This is a genomic window from Microbacterium sp. SCN 71-21, from assembly GCF_001725695.1.
Classification (GTDB): Bacteria; Actinomycetota; Actinomycetes; order Actinomycetales; family Microbacteriaceae; genus Microbacterium; species Microbacterium ginsengisoli.
In genome coordinates this window covers 1-18,063 of sequence record NZ_MEGA01000110.1, presented here as the reverse complement: position 1 = coordinate 18,063, position 18,063 = coordinate 1, and the positions used below count along the sequence as shown (strand labels likewise).

Sequence of the window (18,063 nt, the reverse complement as noted above, 5' to 3'; positions counted from 1 at the left end):
GGATTCGGCGGCGGGGAGTGGATTCGGCGAAGGGAAAGGGAGAGGGGGAGAGGGGGAGGGGGGAGGGGGAAGAGGAGAGAGGGGGGAAGGGTGAGACGCGCGCGCTACGCCACCTGCACCTGGATCGTGTGCCAGCCGGTCGCGCCGTCGGGCGCGGGGGGCGCCTCGGTGACGGTCTGCACTTCACCGGTCGCGCTCGTCGCGCGGCAGCGCACCGTGTGAGAGCCGGATGCCGCGGCCCACGGCACGCTCCACTGCACCCACGTGTCGGCGCTGATCGCCGAGGCGAGGGTCGCGGGGGTCCACGGTCCGTCGTCGACCTGCACCTCGACCCCCTTCACGCCGACGTGCTGCTGCCAGGCCACCCCCGCGATGACGGTCTCGCCCGCCGTCACCTGCGCGCCCGCGCGGGGCACGTCGATGCGGGACTCGAGCTTCACCGGGCCGTGGTCCGACCATCCCCGGTCGGTCCAGTAGGCGGTGGCGTCGGCGAACCGTGTGACCTCGAGGTCGGTGACCCACTTGGTCGCCGACACGTAGCCATAGAGGCCGGGCACCACCATCCGCACCGGGAACCCGTGCTCGATCGGCAACGGCTCGCCGTTCATCGCGACGGCGAGGATCGCCTCGCGGTTCGGGTCGGTGAGCGTCTCGAGCGGGGTCGAGGCGGTGAAGCCGTCGACCGACATCGACAGCACCATGTCGGCGCTCGACTGGGGCTTCGCGCGGGCGAGCAGCTCGCGGATCGGATATCCGAGCCACACGGCGTTGCCGATGAGGTCGCCGCCCACCTCGTTCGAGACGCAGGTGAGGGTTGCGACGCTCTCGGCGAGCGGGAGCGCGAGCAGCTCGTCCCAGGTGATGACGACCTCCTGGTCGACGAGTCCGTGGATGCGCAGCTGCCACGTCGACGGATCGACCTGCGGCACGACGAGCGCCGTGTCGATGCGGTAGAAGTCGGCGTTCGGCGTGATGACGGGGGACAGGCCCGACAGTCCGAGCTCGGCGCCCGCGGGGACGGCCACGGTCGAGACAGGTGTGGGGAGCGTGATCGCCCGCCGCACGGCGGTGACCGCGCGGCTGCCGGCCTGAACGGCCACGCTTCCGAGCAGGGCGGCGAGGCCGACGACGGCGGTCGCGCCGCTCCAGACGAGGAAGTCGCGACGCGTCGGCAGCGGGCCCTCGAGCGGGGGGATGCCGCGGGGGATCCGCGCGACCAGCAGCCGCAGGGCGATCACGCCCACGGCCCCGGCGACGGCCGACGGCAGGAAGGAGAGGGTCGCGGCATCCGCTCTCGTCATGGCGGCCGCGATGCCGGCGAGTCCGGCGAGACCGAACAGCGCCTGCCCGACCCCGCGCCAGCGCAGCTCGAGCACCCCGGCGGCGGCCGCGACGATCGCGGCGACGATGCCGACGAGCGTGAGCAGTGCCGCCTTGTCGCCGGTGCCGAACAACGAGATCGTGGCGTCCTTCGCCCACGGCGGCGCGATGTCGATGAGGAACGACCCGACGGCGGCGAACGGGCTCGCACCGGGCGCCGCGAGTCCCGCGACGAGCTCGCCGACACCGGATGCCGCCACTCCCGCGACGACCCCCGCGAGCGCCGCCCGTGCGGCCTCGCGGCGTCGTGTCGCGTGGGGGGATTCGCTCACGCGCCGAGCCTACGACCGCCGCCACGGTGCACGGCCCGGATCGCGCGGATGCTGGCGGAACGCGCAGGTTGCGCCGCGGCATCCGCCCGTGTCGGCACCGCCGTGCATCGGTAACACTCGCGCAACATGCCCCCGACTAGGGTGAGTGCATGGGCGACCTGTTCGACGGCTACGGCTCCACTCTCGCCCCGCGAAAGACGTCGCAGGGCCTCCCCGCGTTCGACGAGATGTTCGGCCACCCCGAGCACACCGGCGACGCCGTGGCTTCGCGGCAGACCTACCGGGAGCTGCACCAGGCACTGGCGCGCATGACGCAGGACGAGCTGCGCGGACGCACCGAGTCGCTCGCGAACTCGTACCTCGCGCAGGGTGTCACCTTCGACTTCGCGGGCGAGGAGCGGCCCTTCCCGCTCGACGCCGTGCCGCGGGTCATCGACTACGCGGAGTGGTCGGAGATCGAAGCGGGCGTGAAGCAGCGCGTGCGGGCGCTGGAGGCGTTCCTCGACGACGCCTACGGCCGGCAGAACTGCGTGCGCGACGGGGTGATCCCGGCGAAGCTCATCGCCTCGAGCCAGTACTTCTATCGGCAGGCCTATGGCATCCACGCCGCGAACGGCGTGCGCATCCAGGTCTCGGGCATCGACCTCATCCGCGACGAGAACGGCAAGATGCGCGTGCTCGAGGACAACGTGCGGGTGCCGTCGGGCGTCAGCTACGTCATCTCGAACCGTCGGGTCATGGCGCAGACCCTGCCGGAGCTGTTCGTGTCGATGCGCGTGCGCCCGGTGGGCGACTACCCGAACCGGCTGCTGGCGGCACTGCGCGCCTCGGCGCCTGCCGGTATCGAGGACCCCAACGTGGTCGTGCTGACCCCGGGTGTGTACAACTCGGCCTACTTCGAGCACACGCTGCTCGCCCGCCTCATGGGAGTCGAGCTCGTCGAGGGCCGTGACCTGCAGTGCATCGGCGGCAAGGTGTTCATGCGCACGACCCGCGGCGCCCGTCGGGTCGACGTGATCTACCGCCGCGTCGACGACGACTTCCTCGACCCGCTGCAGTTCCGCGCCGACTCGATGCTGGGCGCACCCGGCCTCATGCTGGCGGCCCGCCTGGGCAACGTGACGATCGCGAACGCGGTCGGCAACGGCGTCGCCGACGACAAGCTGCTCTACACCTACACGCCGGACCTCATCCGCTACTACCTGTCCGAGGAGCCGCTGCTCCCGATCGTCGACACGTGGCGGCTCGAGGACGCGGGAGCGCTCGAAGAGGTGCTCGACCGCCTCGACGAGCTCGTGGTCAAGCCCGTCGACGGCTCCGGCGGCAAGGGACTCGTCGTCGGGCCGGATGCCTCGAAGGCCCAGCTCGAGACGCTGCGCAAGACCCTCATCGCCGACCCGCGCGGCTGGATCGCGCAGCCGGTCGTGATGCTCTCGACCATCCCGACGCTCGTGGAGGACGGCATGCGCCCCCGCCACGCCGACCTGCGCCCGTTCGCCGTCAACGACGGTGACGACATCTGGGTGCTCCCCGGCGGTCTCACCCGCGTGGCGCTGCCCGAAGGCCAGCTCGTCGTCAACTCCAGCCAGGGCGGCGGATCGAAGGACACCTGGGTCGTCGGCGGAGCCGCACCCTCCCACGTCGAGTACGGCCAGGGCCAGGGACTCGCGGGCCTCGTCGCCGATCAGGCGTCGACCGTCACGCAGGCGCTGCCGGTGATCCCGACGGATGCCGCGGGTCGCGCCGTCGCGCCGAGCGTGAGCGTGGCGAGCGCACCGAGCAGCGCGGCATCCGCTCCCGAGAACGGCCCCGAGGTCACCCACTCGCCCCAGGACCGCCCGCGCACCACGCAGGAGCAGCAGGAGCAACAGCAGCAGGCGCGCGCCTGCGCCGAAGGGGGCGCGTCATGCTGCTGAGCCGCATCGCCGAGAGCCTGTTCTGGATCGGCCGCTACGTCGAACGCGCCGACGGCACCGCGCGCATCCTCGACGTGCACCTGCAGCTGCTGCTCGAGGATCCCTGGATCGACGAGGACACCGCCTGCCGGTCGCTGCTGGCCGTGATGGGCTCGTTCCCCGCCGACACCGCCGCGCCCGTCACCCGCGAGGACGTGCTCGCCCGCCTCGCCGTCGACCGGGCCAACCCGTCGAGCATCGTCTATTCGCTCAACGCGGCGCGCGAGAACGCCCGACGCGCACGCGAGATCGTCTCGACCGAGCTGTGGGAGTGCCTCAACACCACCAATGCCCGGATGCCGCGGCGGCTGCAGACCGAGAAAGTGCACGAGTTCTTCCAGTGGGTGCGCGAGCGCTCGGCGCTCGCCGTGGGCGTCGTCGACTCCTCGACGAGCCGCGATGAGGCGTGGCAGTTCTTCACGCTGGGTCGCAGCATCGAACGCGCCGACATGACCGCGCGGCTGCTCGCGACCCGGTCGCTGACCGAGGCGTCGGGTCCGTCCTGGACGACCATCCTGCGCTCCTGCGGCGCCTACGAGGCCTACCTGCGCACCTACCGCGGCATGCCGAGCGCCCGCAATGCGGCCGAGTTCCTGCTGCTCGACCGGCTCTTCCCGCGATCGATCATCTACTCGATCCTGCGCGCCGAGGAGTGCGTCAGCGCGATCGACCCGCGCGAGGACCGCGTCGGCGTCTCGAACCCCGTGCTGCGGGCTCTCGGACGCATCCGCAACGACCTCGAGTACAGCCCCATCGCCGAGATCCTCGCCGAGCTACCCGAGCACATGCGGGGAGTGCAGCGGGTCACCCGCGAGGCATCCGACGCGATCCGCCAGCGCTTCTTCCCGACGCAGGCCGAGCCCAGCTGGATCGGAGACACCCCGTGAAGCGCCTACGCATCGAGCACATCACCGGCTTCAGCTACGGCGGCGAGGTCGCCGCGTCGTACAACGAGGCCCGCATGCTCCCCGGCACGACCGACAGTCAGTTCGTGCTGAGCTCGTCGCTGGAGATCGACCCCGCGACATCCATCAACTCGTACATCGACTACTTCGGCACGCGGGTGTCGAGCTTCGACGTGCAGTCGCGGCATCCGTCTCTGCGGGTCACCGCCCGCTCGCTCGTCGAGGTGCGTCCCCGCCCGATCGAGCACGCGGGCATCACGTGGGAGCGCCTGCATGTCGAGGCGTCGCGGCAGATCGAGACGGTCGAGCAGCTCACCGTGACCGACCGCACCCGGCCCCACCCCGAGGTGGCCGAGATCGCGGCCACCATCGCCGGCCGCCACGACGACCCGGGCGAGGCCGCGCACGAGATCACCGCGGCCATCGGCGACGCCGTCGAGTACGTCTACGGCGTGACCGGCGTGCACTCCACGGCCGCCGACGCGTGGGTCGCACGCAAGGGCGTCTGCCAGGACATGGCCCACATCGCGATCGGAGCCCTGCGGTCGGTGGGTATTCCCGCGCGGTACGTGTCGGGCTACCTGCACCCCAAAGCCAACGCCGAGATCGGCGTCGCCGTCGCCGGCGAGTCACACGCCTGGGTCGAGTGGTTCGCCGGCGACTGGCAGGGCTTCGACCCGACCAACAACATCGAGATCGGCGATCGGCACGTGCTGGTCGGCCGGGGGCGCGACTACAACGACGTGCCGCCGCTGCGAGGCGTGTACGCGGGTGGCCACGCCTCGCAGCTGTCGGTGAAGGTGACGATTACGCGCGAGGCGTGACCGGCACCTCCGCGCCCGCCTGACCGCGGGTGAGGCGGTGGAGCTGGGTGACGTGCGCCGGCTCGAGCTCCGCGAGCGTCGAGACGCCGAGCAGCTTCATGGTGCGCTCGATCTCGGTGCGCAGGATCTGGATCGTGCGGTCGACGCCCGCGCGTCCGCCGGCCATGAGGCCGTAGAGGTAGGCGCGGCCGATGAGCGTGAACCTCGCGCCGAGGGCGACGGATGCCACGATGTCCGCGCCGTTCATGATGCCCGTGTCGACCATGACGGTCGCATCGCGGCCGACCTCGCGCACGACCTGCGGCAGCAGGTGGAACGGCACGGGAGCGCGGTCGAGCTGACGGCCGCCGTGGTTGGAGAGCACGATGCCGTCGACGCCGAGGTCGACGAGGCGAACCGAGTCCTCGACGTTCTGCACGCCCTTCACGACGATCTTCCCCGGCCAGATCTCACGGATGACCGCCAGGTCGTCGTACGAGATCGTCGGGTCCATCGCCGCATCCAGCAGCTCGCCGACGGTGCCGCCCGTGGTCGACAGCGACGCGAACTCGAGCTTGGGGGTCGTGAGGAAGTCGTACCACCACCACGGGCGCGGGATCGCGTTCACGATCGTGCCGAGGGTGAGCTGCGGCGGGATCGAAAACCCGTTGCGCTTGTCGCGCAGGCGGGCGCCGGCGACCGGCGTGTCGACGGTGAACATGAGGGTGTCGAAACCTGCCTCGGCCGCGCGTCGGGCGAGGCCGTAGGAGATCTCGCGGTTGCGCATGACGTAGAGCTGGAACCAGTTGCGTCCGGTCGGGTTCGCCGCCTTCACTCCCTCGATCGAGGTGGTGCCGAGGGTCGAGAGGGTGAACGGGATGCCGGCGGCCTCGGCCGCTCCGGCGCCGGCGATCTCACCCTCGGTCTGCATCAGGCGCGTGAACCCTGTCGGGGCGATGCCGAACGGCAGGGCGGACGGCCCGCCGAGCACCTCGACCGACGTGTCGACGGACTCGGCGGGACGCAGCACCCGCGGGTGGAACTCGATGTCCTCGAAGGCCTGGCGGGCTCGGGCGGGGCGAGCGAGAGCTCGCCCTCGGCCGCGCCGTCGGTGTAGTCGAAGGCGGCCTTCGGGGTGCGGCGCTTCGCGATCGTGCGCAGATCCGCGATCGTGAGCGCGGACTCGAGCCGTCGCTTCTTGAGGTCGAAGGACGGCTTCTTGAACTGCATCAGTTCGAGCAGCTCGGCCGGGTTGGGAAGCTGACGCTGAACCATGTCTCTCCTCAGGAGGTCGCGGTCGGGGTGTAACGAAGCGGCGCATGGGTGCGCCGTACGAGGTCGCGGAGCGCCTCGAGGGAGCCGGCGGCGAAGCCCGCCGCGCGGGCCTGCACGAGAACGTTACCGAGCGCGGTGGCCTCGACGGGACCCGCCTCGACGACGAGTCCCGACCGGTCCGCCGTGCGCTGGCACAGCAGGGTGTTCAGGGCGCCGCCGCCGACGATGTGGATCGTCGCGACATCGACCCCCGCGAGCTGCGCGGCGGTGTGCACGTTGCGCGCGAACGCGTCGGCGAGCGACTCGACGATCGCGCGGGCGTACTCGGCGCGGGTGCGCGCCGGTCGCACGCCGTGCTCGTCGCACCACGCGTCGATGCGGCCGGGCATGTCGCCGGGGCGCAGGAACCGCGGGTCGTCGACGTCGAAGACCGGCACGGATGCCGCGGGCACCTCGGCGGCCGAGTCGAGCAGCGTCGGCAGGTCGATCGCATGACCCTCCTTCGCCTCCCAGCCGCGCACGGTCTCGCTGAGGATCCACAGGCCCATCACGTTGTGCAGGAACCGCACGCGGGAGTCCACGCCGCCCTCGTTCGTGAAGCCGGCCTCCCGGGCGGCGTCGGTGACCACCGGCGAGGGCAGCTCGAGGCCCACCAGACCCCACGTGCCGCACGAGATGTAGGCGGATGCCGCGGCATCCGCCATCGGCACCGCGACCACCGCCGAGGCGGTGTCGTGCGAGCCGATCGCCGTGACCGGCACCGCGCCGGGCGCACCGATCTCGGCGCGCACCTCGTCCAGCAGCACGCCGTAGCTCTCGCCCGGGGCGATGAGCGGCGCGAGCAGCGAGCGGCGCAGCCCGAGACGGTCGAACAGGTCGTCGTCGAGACGCTGGTCGTCGACCCGCAGGAGCCCGGTGGTCGATGCGTTCGTCAGCTCGGTGCGGGCCTGGCCGGTCAGCCAGTACGCGACGAGATCGGGGATGAGCAGCGCGGTGTCGGCGAGGTCGAGCACGTCGCGGCGCTCCGCGGCGAACTGGTAGAGCGTGTTGAACGGCAGGAACTGCAGGCCGTTGCGGCGATAGAGATCGGGATGCCGCATCCGGCTGTGCACACTGAGCACCCCGCGTGCGGTGCGCTCGTCGCGGTAGTGGTACGGGTTGCCGAGCAGCACGCCGTTGCGCAGCAGACCGTAGTCGACCGCCCAGGAGTCGATGCCGATGGAGGCGATGCCCGGCGCCTGCCGGAACGCATCGCCGAGGCCGCGCACGGCCGCCCCGTACAGCCCGAGCACGTCCCAGTGCAGCCCGTCGGGCGTGCGCACCGGGGTGTTCGGGAAGCGCGCCACGGTCTCGGCCCGCAGCTCGCTCCCGCTCACGTGCGCGAGCACGACCCGGCCGCTCGTGGCGCCGAGGTCGATGGCGGCGACGTGGCCGCCGGAGACCGCTGACGTCATCGCAGGAACGCCGCGGCGACGCCCGAGTCGACGGGGATGTGGAGACCGGTGGTGCGGCTGAGTTCGGGGCCGGTGAGCACGTACACCGCGTCGGCGACGTTCTCGGGCACGACCTCGCGCTTGAGGATCGTGCGGTTCGCGTAGAACTGGCCGAGGTCCTCCTCCTTGACCCCGTAGGTCGCGGCGCGGTTGGCGCCCCAGCCCGAGGCGAAGATGCCGGAGCCGCGCACGACGCCGTCGGGGTTGATGCCGTTGACCCGTACGCCGTGCTCACCGAGCTCGACGGCGAGCAGGCGCACCTGGTGGGCCTGATCGGCCTTGGTCGCCGAGTAGGCGATGTTGTTCGGACCGGCGAACACGCTGTTCTTCGAGGAGATGTAGATGATGTCGCCGCCGAGCTTCTGGTCGATGAGCGCCTTCGCGGCCGCCTTCGACACGAGGAACGAGCCCTTGGCCATCACGTCGTGCTGCAGGTCCCAGTCCTTCTCGGTGGTCTCCAGCAGCGGCTTCGAGAGCGACAGGCCGGCGTTGTTGACGATGAGGTCGATGCCGCCGAAGGCGAGCACGGCGGCATCGATGGCGTCCTGCACGGCGGCGCCGTCGGCGACGTTGGCGGCGACGCCGATCGCGACATCCGATCCACCGAGCTCGGCGGCGGCGGCCTGCGCCTTCTCGAGGTCGAGGTCCGCGACCACGACGCAGGCGCCCTCGGCGGCGAGACGGGTCGCGATGGCCTTGCCGATGCCCGACGCCGCTCCCGTGACGAACGCGATGCGGCCCTGGTGGGTCTTCGGCTTCGGCAGGCGCTGCAGCTTGGCCTCCTCGAGCGCCCAGTATTCGATGCGGAACTTCTCCGCGTCGGAGATGGGGGTGTAGGTCGAGAGGGCCTCGGCGCCGCGCATCACGCCGATCGCGTTGACGTAGAACTCGCCGGCGACGCGGGCCGTCTGCTTGTTCGCTCCGTAGCTGAACATGCCGACACCCGGCACGAGCACGATGAGCGGGTCGGCGCCGCGGATGGCGGGCGACTCGGATGTCGCGTGCGCGTCGTAGTACGCCTGGTAGTCGGCGCGGTACTCGACGTGCAGCTCGGCGAGGCGGGCCAGCTGCTCCTCGAGCGTCGCGGTGGCCGGAAGGTCAAGCACGAGCGGCTTGACCTTCGTGCGCAGGAAGTGGTCGGGGCAGCTCGTGCCGAGACCGGCGAGGGGGAGGAGCTTCTCGCGCGAGAGGAAGTCGAGCACCGGCTCGCTGTCGGTGAAGTGGCCGACGACGACCCGGTCGGTCGAGGCGAGGCCGCGGATGGTCGGGGCGAGGGCGGCGGCGCGCGCGCGGCGCTCGGCCTCCGGCAGCGGCTCGTAGCCGGGGACGACGGCTCCGAACGGCTCCGCGGCACCGTGCTCGGCGATGTAGGCGGCCGCGGTGTCGATGATCCACAGCGAGTTGCGCTCGGCCTCGTCGGAGGTCTCGCCCCACGCGGTGATGCCGTGGCCGCCGAGGATCGTGCCGATGGCCTGCGGGTTCTCGGCCTTGATGGCGGCGATGTCGAGTCCGAGCTGGAAGCCGGGGCGGCGCCACGGCACCCAGACGACCTTGTCGCCGAAGATCTTCTCGGTCAGGGCGGGTCCGTCGGCGGACGTTGCGATCGCGATGCCCGAGTCGGGGTGCAGGTGGTCGACGTGCGGGGCGTCGACGAGGCCGTGCATCGCAGTGTCGATCGAGGGGGCTGCGCCGCCCTTGCCGTGCAGGCAGTAGTCGAAGGCCGCGACCATCTCGTCCTCGCGGTCGATGCCCGGGTAGACCTCGGTGAGCGCGCGCATGCGGTCAAGACGCAGCACGGCGAGACCGGACTCGGTGAGCGTGCCGAGATCGCCGCCGGATCCCTTCACCCACAGCAGCTCGACGGGCTCGCCGGTGACGGGGTCGGTCGCCGTCCCCTTGGCGGACGTGTTGCCGCCCGCGTAGTTCGTGTTCTTGGGGTCGGCGCCCAGACGGTTGCTGCGGGCGATGAGCTCGGATGCGGCGGAGTTCGACATTCGGTGATCCTGTTCGTGTTCTCTTCTGTGAGATCAAACAAAAGATAACAAAATCAGACGATCTGCACCAGAGGGCGATACGGATCGAGACGGGTGTCGTCCGCGGCGAGATCGGTCACGAGCAGATCGATCTGCGACCAGTCGAGCGCGGACGCCAGCGCACGATCGCCGAGCTTGGAGGAGTCGATCAGCAGCACCGTCTCATCGGCCGCCGCCGCGAACGCCGACTTCATGGCGGCCTCCTCGGCCGTCACCTCGCTCGACCCGCGCAGATCGATCGCCGCCGCCGAGGTGAAGAAGCGGGCGTAGGTCGCCGCGGCCACGGCGCGCGTCGCGAACGGACCGACGTAGCTGCCGGTGCGGTCCTCGCGCTCGCCGCCGACCAGGATCGACCTGACGCCCGCGATCTGTCGTGCCGTGGCGGCGTTCTCGACCGAGTTGCTGACGACCAGCAGATCGTCGGCCTCCGCAAGATGGGCGAGCAGCACGCCGGTCGTCGACGAGGCATCCATCGCCACCGCCCCCGAGCGGGGGACGAGCTCGGCGGCCTTGCGGGCCAGCACGGCCTTCTGAGCGCCGCGCGTGGCCCGGCGCTCCTCGAAGGGGCGTGGCGTGATCGCCGCCACCGCACCGCCGCGCACCCGGCGCACGGCGCCCTCGGCGGCGAGGTCGGCGAGGTCTCGGCGTACGGTCATCGCCGAGACGCCGAGCTCGTCAGCGGCGCTCTCCAGACGGATCACGTCATCGCGATGCAGGATGGCGAGCAGAAGCGCCCGTCGTTCTTCTCCGAGCAATCCAGCCATGGGGCCTGAGCGTATCGGTTCGGTGTGGTGCGCCGGGGAGACCGCGATCGGCGGTGCGATCTCCCCGACGGGTCTGGGTGGGTCAGGCGCCCCAGCCGGCCTGCACGCCGCCGACGCGCTCGGCCTCGATGCGGGCCTGGTAGCCGGAGGCGAGGTAGGCGGCCATCGGGTCGGCGGGAAGCCCGCGACCCTCGCGCCACTCGGCGAGAGCCGGACGCACGTCGGTGTAGAACGCGTCCATGTAGACGGCCTGGGCGGCCAGCACATCGTTCGCGGTCTGCGCGGCGGCCAGCGCCTCACGGTCGACGAGCAGCGCACGCGCGGTCATCTCCTGCACGTTCAGCACCGAGCGGATCTGACCCAGGATCTTGTTCTCGATGTTGTGGCACTGGTCGAGCATGAAGACCACGTCGGGGTTGTCGAGCCCGCCGCCGCGGATGACCTCGCTGAGGATACGGTAGAGCTGGAACGGGTCGGCGGCGCCCACGATCAGGTCGTCGTCGGCGTAGAAGCGGGAGTTGAAGTCGAACGACCCCAGCTTCCCGAGGCGCAGCAGCTGCATCACGATGAACTCGATGTTCGTGCCGGGCGCGTGGTGGCCCGTGTCGAGGCAGACCATCGCCTTGTCGCCGAGCGCCGCGACCTGCACGTAGGAGGTACCCCAGTCCGGGACATCCGTGTGATAGAACGCCGGCTCGAAGAACTTGTACTCCAGCACGAGACGCTGCTCGTCGCCGAGGTGGGCGTAGATCTGCTGCAGCGAGTCCTGCAGGCGGTCCTGGCGGGCGCGCATGTCGTTCTGGCCGGGGTAGTTCGAGCCCTCTGCGAGCCAGATCTTCAGGTCGCGCGACCCCGTCTCGTGCATGACGTCGATGCAGGTGAGGTGGTGGTCGATCGCCTTCCGGCGGATGCGGTCGTCCTCGTGGGTGAGGGCGCCGAACTTGTAGTCGTCGTCCTGGAAGGTGTTGGAGTTGACGGTGCCGAGGGTCACGCCCTCGGATGCCGCGTGCTCCCGCAGGGCGCTCCAGTCGTCGACGAGGTCCCACGGGATGTGCAGGGCGACGGCGGGGGCGAGGCCGGTCAGACGGTTCACCTGCGCGGCATCCGAGATCTTCTCGAACGGGTCGCGCGGGGTGCCCGGCGTCGTGAACACCTTGAAACGGGTGCCCGAGTTGCCGAACGCCCAGCTGGGCAGCTCGATGGCCTGCTTCTCGAGAGTGGAGCGGACGGCGGGAGTCAGGATGCTCACTGTGCGCGGCTTTCTGCGGTCGTAGGGACGGGCGAGGAGCCGCTCTCGGCGAGCTGGTCCTCGAGGTGGAAGATCTCGGTCAGTGCGGTCGCGGCCTGGTCGGGCCGCCCGTCGAGACCGAGGAAGAAGGGGGCCATCTCCGCTTCCCAGCGGGTGGCGATCTCGGATGCCGCGAGGTACGCCTGCGCGGCCACGTCGTCGTCGACCTCGTAGTAGCCGACGAGCCTGCCGCCCTCACCGAGGAAGAGCGAGTAGTTGCGACGACCGGATGCCGCGATCTCGGCGAGCATCTCCGGCCAGACGGGGGAGTGCCGTGCGAGGTAGTCGTCGAGGCGCGCGGGGTCGATACCCGCCCTGTTCGTACCGGGCCTGCGCGCGCTGAAACAGCCAGACAGGCTGCTGCTGCCGCGCTTTCTCTACACGGCCGGGAGGGGAGACAAGATCAGAAGTTGAAGTTGTCGATGTTGCTGGCGTCGAACACGAACGGGTCGCCCAGCAGCACGGTGCCGTCGGCGCCGACCGTGAACTTGCCGAGCTTGCCGGCGGTGAAGGTGTCGCCCTGCTTGCCCGTGATCTCGCCCTTGATGAGCGCCTCGGCGGCGTAGGCCGCGAGGTAGCCGAGGTCCTCGGGGTTCCACAGTGCGAACGAGGTGACGGTGCCGTCCTTGATGTAGGCCCGCATCTGGTTCGGGGTGCCGAGACCGGTCAGCGCGACCTTGCCCTTGTAGGCGGACGTCGACAGGTAGCGAGCCGCGGCGGCGATACCGACCGTCGTGGGCGAGATGATGCCCTTCAGGTTCGGGTGGGCCTGGAGCAGAGCGGCGGTCTTGTCGAACGAGGTCTGGTCGTCGTCGTTGCCGTAGACGACATCGACGAGCTTGATGTTCGGGTGGTCGCTGGCCAGCAGCGCCTTCATCTTGTCGATCCACGCGTTCTGGTTGGTCGCGTTCGCCGCGGCCGAGAGGATCGCGATCTCACCCGAGTCGCCGATCTGCTTCGCGATCAGGTCGACCTGCACCTTGGCGATGCCGTCGGACGTCGCCTGGTTGACGAAGATGTCGCGGCACGAGGTCTCGGTGTCCGAGTCGAAGGTGACGACCTTGACGCCCGCGGAGCGGGCCTGGTTGAGCGAGTCGCAGATGGCCTTCGGGTCGTTCGCCGAGACGACGAGCGCTCCCACGCCCTGCTGCGTGGCCGTGTTGATGTAGCTGACCTGACCATCGGGCGAGGCCTGCGCGGGGCCGACCTGGTTGAAGGTGCCGCCGAACTCGGCGACCGCGGCCTGGCCGCCCTTCGCCGAGGTGTCGAAGTACGGGTTGCCGAGGTTCTTCGGCAGGAACGTGATCGACAGGTTGCCGCTGCCGCCGCTCGAGCCGCTGGTCGGCGACGACGAGCCGGTGTCGGCACAGGCCGTGAGGGCCAGCGCCGCCGTCACGGCCACAGCCGCGAGGGCCAGGACGCGCTTGGGTGCAAACGTCATTGTTCGTTTCCTTTCATGGGTGGCGCCGCGACGGGACGTCGTCGGCTGGTCGTGCGGGCTCATGAAGCTGCGGAGGCCGCCACGGTGGGTGTCGGCGCCGGTCGGCGGCGCCGGGACTGGAGGAACGCGAGCACGCTCGCGCCGATCACCGAGAGCACGAGCAGCGTGCCGGTGATGATGTTGATGACGTCGGAGGTGACGTTCACGAGGCGCAGGGCGCTGGAGAGCGTGCCGATCAGCAGCACGGCGGCGATGACGCCGTACAGCTGGCCACGACCGCCGAACACCGACACCCCGCCGAGCACGACCGCGGCGATGACCTGCAGCTCGAGCCCGGTGGCGTTGTCGCCGCGCGCACTGCCGAAGCGCAGCGTGTAGAAGATCCCCGCGAAGGCCGAGACGACGCCCGCGAGCACGAACAGCACGAACTTCGTGCGCTCCACGTGCACGCCCGAGAATCGGGCGGCGTCCTTCGAGAGGCCGATCGCGTAGACGCCGCGACCGAAGGGGGTGAAGTGCAGCAGCAGCGCGAAGATCACCAGGAGCACGAGGAACGGCACGATGATGTACGGGATCGCGGTGCCCGCGATCTTCGCCTTCGCGAGCGCTGTCCACTCGACGGGGAAGCTCGTGACGGCGGTGGTGCCCAGTAGGCCGACCGCAAGACCTCGGAACAGCGCGAGGGTTCCGATCGTCACGGCGAGGGAGGGGAGCCCGACGACGGTGACGAGGAAGCCGTTGATCGCGCCACCGATGACGCCGACGAGGAGCGCCGCGAGGGCGGCGACCCCGAACGGGGCCCCCGCCTGCACGAGCACTCCGGTCGTCACACTCGACAGACCCACCATGCTTCCCACCGACAGGTCGATCTCGCCGGTGATCATGATGAGGGTCATCGGCAGTGCGATCAGAAGGATCGGCGCGACGTCGAGCAGGAGGAAGGTGAGGGTGAGCGGCTGGTTGAACCCGCGCACGGTCGAGGCCGACACGATCGCCACGGCGATCAGGAGCACGACGATCGCCGTCTCACGCGAGAGCAGCACGCGGCGCCAGAACGGCTTGTCGTAGTTCTTCACGACCCGCACGGTGGCAGTGGTGGTGGGGGCGGTCATGCCTGGTCCCTCGTTTCGATGAGACGCCGTTTCTGTCGCACGGCCAGGACGCGGTCGAGCACGATCGCGCCGATGATGAGGACGCCGACGACGGCCTGCTGCCAGAAGTCGGGGATGCCGAGCACCGGAAGCGCACGGTTGATGGTCAGCAGCAGCACGGCGCCGAGGGCGGCACCCCATACGGTGCCGACACCGCCGACGATCGCGACGCCACCGACGACCGCGGCGCCGACAGCCTGGAGTTCCCAGCCGGTGCCGGCCTGGGAGTCGACGGTGCCGTAGCGCGCGGCGTAGAAGACGCCCGCGAGGCCGGCGAGTGCTCCCGAGAGGATGAAGGCGGTGAGGATGCGACGGGTCACCCGGAGTCCGTACAGGTGCGCGGCTGCGGGGTCGGAGCCGATGGCGTAGAACTCGCGCCCGCCCCGGGTGTTGCGCAGGTACCACGCGGCGATCGCGAGGACGACGACCGCGACGATCGTGAGGATCGGGATCGTGAGGATCTGCCCGGTGCCGAGCCCGAGGAACGAGCTCGGCATGTCGGAGGCGTTCACGCGGTTGCTGCCCGCCCAGACGACGCCGATGCCGCGGTAGGCGTAGAGCGTGCCCAGCGTGATCACCATCGCGGGAACCTTGCCGAAGGCGACGAGAGCTCCGTTGACGAGTCCGAGAACCGCGCCCGCCGCGACGGCGATCAGCACGACGAGCGGAATCGGGATTCCGGGGATGTCGCTGAACAGCCGGCCGGTGAGATACGCGGTGAGACCGATCACGGAGCCCACCGAGAGGTCGACGTTGCGCGTGATGATCACGATCGCCTGTCCGACGGCGACGAGCAGCAGGATCGACGGGGTGAGGAGCAGGTCGCGCCAGCCGTCGGAGCTGAACAGGAAGCTGGGGTTCTTCACCGTGCCGGCGGCGACCACGAGCACGATGGCGAGCAGGATGCCGAACTCACGTGCGCGACCGAGGCGACCGATCGTCCTCGACACGGCCGAGACGGGGATGTTGGTGGTGGTCATCGGGCGTGCTCCGGAGCGTGGGTGGCGGCGTGCATGACGTTCTCCGAGGTGGCCTCGGCGCGGGCGATGTCGGCGGTGAGGCGACCCTCGCGCATGACAAGCACGCGGTCGGCCATGCCGAGCACCTCGGGAAGCTCGGACGAGATCATGAGGATGCCCATGCCGCGGCCGGCGAGCTCGGAGAGAAGGCGGTGCACTTCGGACTTCGTGCCGACGTCGATGCCGCGCGTGGGCTCGTCGATGATGAGCACGGTGGGCTCGGTGGCGAGCCACTTCGCGAGCACGACCTTCTGCTGGTTGCCGCCCGACAAGGTCGCGGCGACGGTGTCGAGGGCGTGGGTCTTCACCTCGAGGCGCGACGCCCATTCGCGTGCGGCACGGTTCTCGGCACGCTGAGTGAGCAGTCCGAACTTCGTGAGCCGGCGGCGGATGGCGAGCGTGATGTTCTGTCCGACGCCCGACTCGACGACGAGTCCCTGCTTGCGGCGGTCTTCGGGGACGAGGGCGAGGCCGGCACGCATGGCCGCCGTCGGGCGGCCCGAGGGCACGATCTTGCCCTTGAGCTTCACGGTGCCGGCGGAGTACGGGTCCACGCCGAACACGGCACGGGCGACTTCGCTGCGCCCGGCACCCACGAGGCCGGCGAGGCCGACGATCTCGCCGGCGCGCACTGTGAACGAGATGTCCTGGAAGACGCCGGGGCTGGTGAGATGCTCCACCTCGAGCAGCGGCTCGCCGATCTCGGCGGGCTGCTTGGGGAACAGCTCGGTGATCTCACGTCCCACCATCTGACGAACGATCGCGTCGACGGTGGTGTCGGCGATCGCGCTGGTCGCGATGTAGGCGCCGTCGCGCATGACGGTGACGGTGTCGCAGAGTGCGAAGACCTCGTCGAATCGGTGGGAGATGAAGATGAGCGCGCGCCCCTCGTCGCGCAGGCTGCGCGCGATCGTGAACAGGCGCTCGACCTCGATGCCCGACAGGGCGGCCGTCGGCTCGTCCATGATCAGCAGCGACGCGTCGAGGGAGACGGCCTTGGCGATCTCGATGACCTGCTGGTCGGCGATGGAGAGACCCTCGGCCGGCCGATCGGGATCGATCAGCACGCCGAGTCGGGTGAAGAGGCGCTCCACCTCGTGGCGCATCGCCTTGCGGTCGATGCGGCCGAATCGGCTGGTCGGCTGGCGCCCCATGAAGATGTTCTCGGTCACCGAGAGATCGGGGAAGAGCGTGGGCTCCTGGTAGATGACCGCGACGCCCGCCGCCTTCGACTGGGCGGTCGACGAGAAGTCGACCGCCTCGCCGCGGAGGCGGAACACGCCGGCGTCGCGCTGGTAGAGGCCGGCGACGATCTTGACGAGCGTCGACTTGCCGGCACCGTTCTCACCCACGAGGGCGTGGATCGATCCGCCGTCGACGGAGATCGTCCCGGAGCGCAGTGCGACGACGGAGCCGAAGGACTTCTGCACGTCCCGCAGTTCCAGCACGGGGCTGTCGGTCATGAGATAACTCACCCTCTCCATTGAGGGAGTGAATCGTTTCAATCCCTGCCGGAACGACGTTAGGGCCTCGTCAGGATGGTGTCAAGGCGAATTTGCCCGTAGTCTTCCGGCGTTATTGATTCGTTTCACTCTCACCGCCCGAGGACGTGAGGAGGAGAGCTGTGGCCGTCAGCGTGCGCGACGTCGCCGAAGCCGCCGGGGTGTCCGTCGGCACCGTCTCCAACGTGCTCAACCGCCCCGACAAGGTGTCGGCGGAGACGGTGGCCCGCGTGCACCGCGCCATCGACCTCCTCGGGTTCGTGCGCAACGACGCCGCCCGCCAACTGCGCGCGGGTCGCAGCCGCAGCATCGGCCTGGTCGTGCTCGACATGCGCAACCCGTTCTTCACCGAGGTCGCCCGCGGTGCGGAGGAGCGCGCATCCACCGACGACCTCACCGTGCTCATGGCCAACAGCGATGAGAAGCAGGATCGCGAGGACCGGCACGTCGAGCTGTTCGAGGAACAGCGGGTGTTCGGCATGCTGGTGACCCCCGTGTACGACAGCGTTCCCAAGCTCCGTGCCGTGCGCGACCGCGGCACGCCGACCGTGCTCGTCGACCGCGAATCGCGCGACGGCTCGTTCGCGTCCGTCGCCGTCGACGACCTCGCAGGCGGCACCCTCGCGGCATCCCATCTGCTGGACGTGGGGCGCCGTCGACTGATGTTCGTGGGCGGACCGGTCTCGATCCGTCAGGTCGCCGATCGTCTCGAGGGCGCTCAGGGCGCCGTCGCCGCACACGGCGGAGCGTCGCTCGAGTTCGTCGGCACGCGGGCGCTCACC

Annotated in this window: 14 protein-coding genes and 1 pseudogene; 4 read left to right on the top strand and 11 right to left on the bottom strand. The window is 70.2% G+C overall.

Translation table 11 applies throughout. The features are described from left to right. Positions 1-104: 104 nt before the first annotated feature. Entirely contained in the window at positions 105-1,652 is a 1,548-nt protein-coding gene (locus ABT08_RS12545) for a molybdopterin-dependent oxidoreductase (RefSeq protein WP_288115163.1), read from the bottom strand. Positions 1,653-1,801: 149 nt separating this feature from the next. Between ABT08_RS12545 and ABT08_RS12540 the strand changes: the two genes are divergently transcribed. The 3 genes from ABT08_RS12540 to ABT08_RS12530 are packed head-to-tail and all read left to right on the top strand — an operon-like array spanning position 1,802 to position 5,336. Further along, a complete protein-coding gene (locus ABT08_RS12540; protein ID WP_056519742.1) occupies positions 1,802-3,568 on the top strand; it encodes a circularly permuted type 2 ATP-grasp protein in 1,767 nt (588 codons plus the stop codon). Continuing rightward, entirely contained in the window at positions 3,562-4,494 is a 933-nt protein-coding gene (locus ABT08_RS12535; RefSeq protein WP_045246489.1) for an alpha-E domain-containing protein, read from the top strand. The genes ABT08_RS12540 and ABT08_RS12535 overlap by 7 nt, the downstream gene beginning before the upstream one ends. After that, complete coding sequence (locus tag ABT08_RS12530) at positions 4,491-5,336, top strand: transglutaminase family protein (protein WP_056209833.1); 846 nt, start codon at positions 4,491-4,493, stop codon at positions 5,334-5,336. The genes ABT08_RS12535 and ABT08_RS12530 overlap by 4 nt, the downstream gene beginning before the upstream one ends. Here the strand turns inward: ABT08_RS12530 and ABT08_RS12525 are convergent. The 10 genes and pseudogenes from ABT08_RS12525 to ABT08_RS12480 all read right to left on the bottom strand — a co-directional run bounded on the left by ABT08_RS12525 (position 5,320) and on the right by ABT08_RS12480 (position 17,242). Then, a pseudogene (locus ABT08_RS12525) lies at positions 5,320-6,590 on the bottom strand (alpha-hydroxy acid oxidase). The gene ABT08_RS12530 and the pseudogene ABT08_RS12525 sit on opposite strands and share 17 nt — an antisense overlap. 8 nt (positions 6,591-6,598) lie before the next feature. After that, positions 6,599-8,044 carry a rhamnulokinase gene (locus ABT08_RS12520; protein WP_273204307.1) on the bottom strand — a complete coding sequence of 482 codons (1,446 nt, stop codon included), beginning with the start codon at positions 8,042-8,044 and terminating at the stop codon, positions 6,599-6,601. After that, a complete protein-coding gene (locus ABT08_RS12515; RefSeq protein WP_056209838.1) occupies positions 8,041-10,077 on the bottom strand; it encodes a bifunctional rhamnulose-1-phosphate aldolase/short-chain dehydrogenase in 2,037 nt (678 codons plus the stop codon). The genes ABT08_RS12520 and ABT08_RS12515 overlap by 4 nt, the downstream gene beginning before the upstream one ends. Before the next feature lie 53 nt (positions 10,078-10,130). After that, positions 10,131-10,880 (bottom strand): DeoR/GlpR family DNA-binding transcription regulator, encoded by a 750-nt coding sequence (locus tag ABT08_RS12510; RefSeq protein ID WP_056519736.1) that lies wholly within the window; start codon positions 10,878-10,880, stop codon positions 10,131-10,133. Between the two features lie 82 nt (positions 10,881-10,962). Continuing rightward, the gene (gene rhaI / locus ABT08_RS12505; protein ID WP_045246456.1) at positions 10,963-12,129 is read right to left on the bottom strand and encodes an L-rhamnose isomerase; all 1,167 of its coding nucleotides are present in this window, start codon (positions 12,127-12,129) and stop codon (positions 10,963-10,965) included. Further along, a complete protein-coding gene (locus ABT08_RS12500) occupies positions 12,126-12,476 on the bottom strand; it encodes an L-rhamnose mutarotase (RefSeq protein ID WP_288115164.1) in 351 nt (116 codons plus the stop codon). The genes rhaI and ABT08_RS12500 overlap by 4 nt, the downstream gene beginning before the upstream one ends. A 95-nt stretch (positions 12,477-12,571) precedes the next feature. Next, positions 12,572-13,609 (bottom strand): rhamnose ABC transporter substrate-binding protein, encoded by a 1,038-nt coding sequence (rhaS, locus tag ABT08_RS12495; RefSeq protein ID WP_045246458.1) that lies wholly within the window; start codon positions 13,607-13,609, stop codon positions 12,572-12,574. Positions 13,610-13,668: 59 nt separating this feature from the next. Then, positions 13,669-14,721 (bottom strand): ABC transporter permease, encoded by a 1,053-nt coding sequence (locus tag ABT08_RS12490; protein WP_045246459.1) that lies wholly within the window; start codon positions 14,719-14,721, stop codon positions 13,669-13,671. Beyond that, entirely contained in the window at positions 14,718-15,740 is a 1,023-nt protein-coding gene (locus ABT08_RS12485; protein WP_045246461.1) for an ABC transporter permease, read from the bottom strand. The genes ABT08_RS12490 and ABT08_RS12485 overlap by 4 nt, the downstream gene beginning before the upstream one ends. Beyond that, positions 15,737-17,242 carry a sugar ABC transporter ATP-binding protein gene (locus tag ABT08_RS12480; RefSeq protein ID WP_056519733.1) on the bottom strand — a complete coding sequence of 502 codons (1,506 nt, stop codon included), beginning with the start codon at positions 17,240-17,242 and terminating at the stop codon, positions 15,737-15,739. Before ABT08_RS12480 ends, ABT08_RS12485 begins: the two co-directional genes overlap by 4 nt. A 161-nt stretch (positions 17,243-17,403) precedes the next feature. Between ABT08_RS12480 and ABT08_RS12475 the strand changes: the two genes are divergently transcribed. Next, on the top strand, positions 17,404-18,063 hold a 660-nt coding region (locus ABT08_RS12475; RefSeq protein WP_288115161.1), incomplete at its 3' end, for a LacI family DNA-binding transcriptional regulator.

What these genes read in the sequence shown, in the direction of transcription:
- ABT08_RS12485 (WP_045246461.1), bottom strand. Translation starts at nt 15,740, where the DNA reads ATGACCACCACCAACATCCCCGTCTCGGCCGTGTCGAGGACGATCGGT.
- rhaS (WP_045246458.1), bottom strand. Translation starts at nt 13,609, where the DNA reads ATGACGTTTGCACCCAAGCGCGTCCTGGCCCTCGCGGCTGTGGCCGTG.
- ABT08_RS12480 (WP_056519733.1), bottom strand. Translation starts at nt 17,242, where the DNA reads ATGACCGACAGCCCCGTGCTGGAACTGCGGGACGTGCAGAAGTCCTTC.
- ABT08_RS12540 (WP_056519742.1), top strand. Translation starts at nt 1,802, where the DNA reads ATGGGCGACCTGTTCGACGGCTACGGCTCCACTCTCGCCCCGCGAAAG.
- ABT08_RS12515 (WP_056209838.1), bottom strand. Translation starts at nt 10,077, where the DNA reads ATGTCGAACTCCGCCGCATCCGAGCTCATCGCCCGCAGCAACCGTCTG.
- ABT08_RS12520 (WP_273204307.1), bottom strand. Translation starts at nt 8,044, where the DNA reads ATGACGTCAGCGGTCTCCGGCGGCCACGTCGCCGCCATCGACCTCGGC.
- ABT08_RS12510 (WP_056519736.1), bottom strand. Translation starts at nt 10,880, where the DNA reads ATGGCTGGATTGCTCGGAGAAGAACGACGGGCGCTTCTGCTCGCCATC.
- ABT08_RS12490 (WP_045246459.1), bottom strand. Translation starts at nt 14,721, where the DNA reads ATGACCGCCCCCACCACCACTGCCACCGTGCGGGTCGTGAAGAACTAC.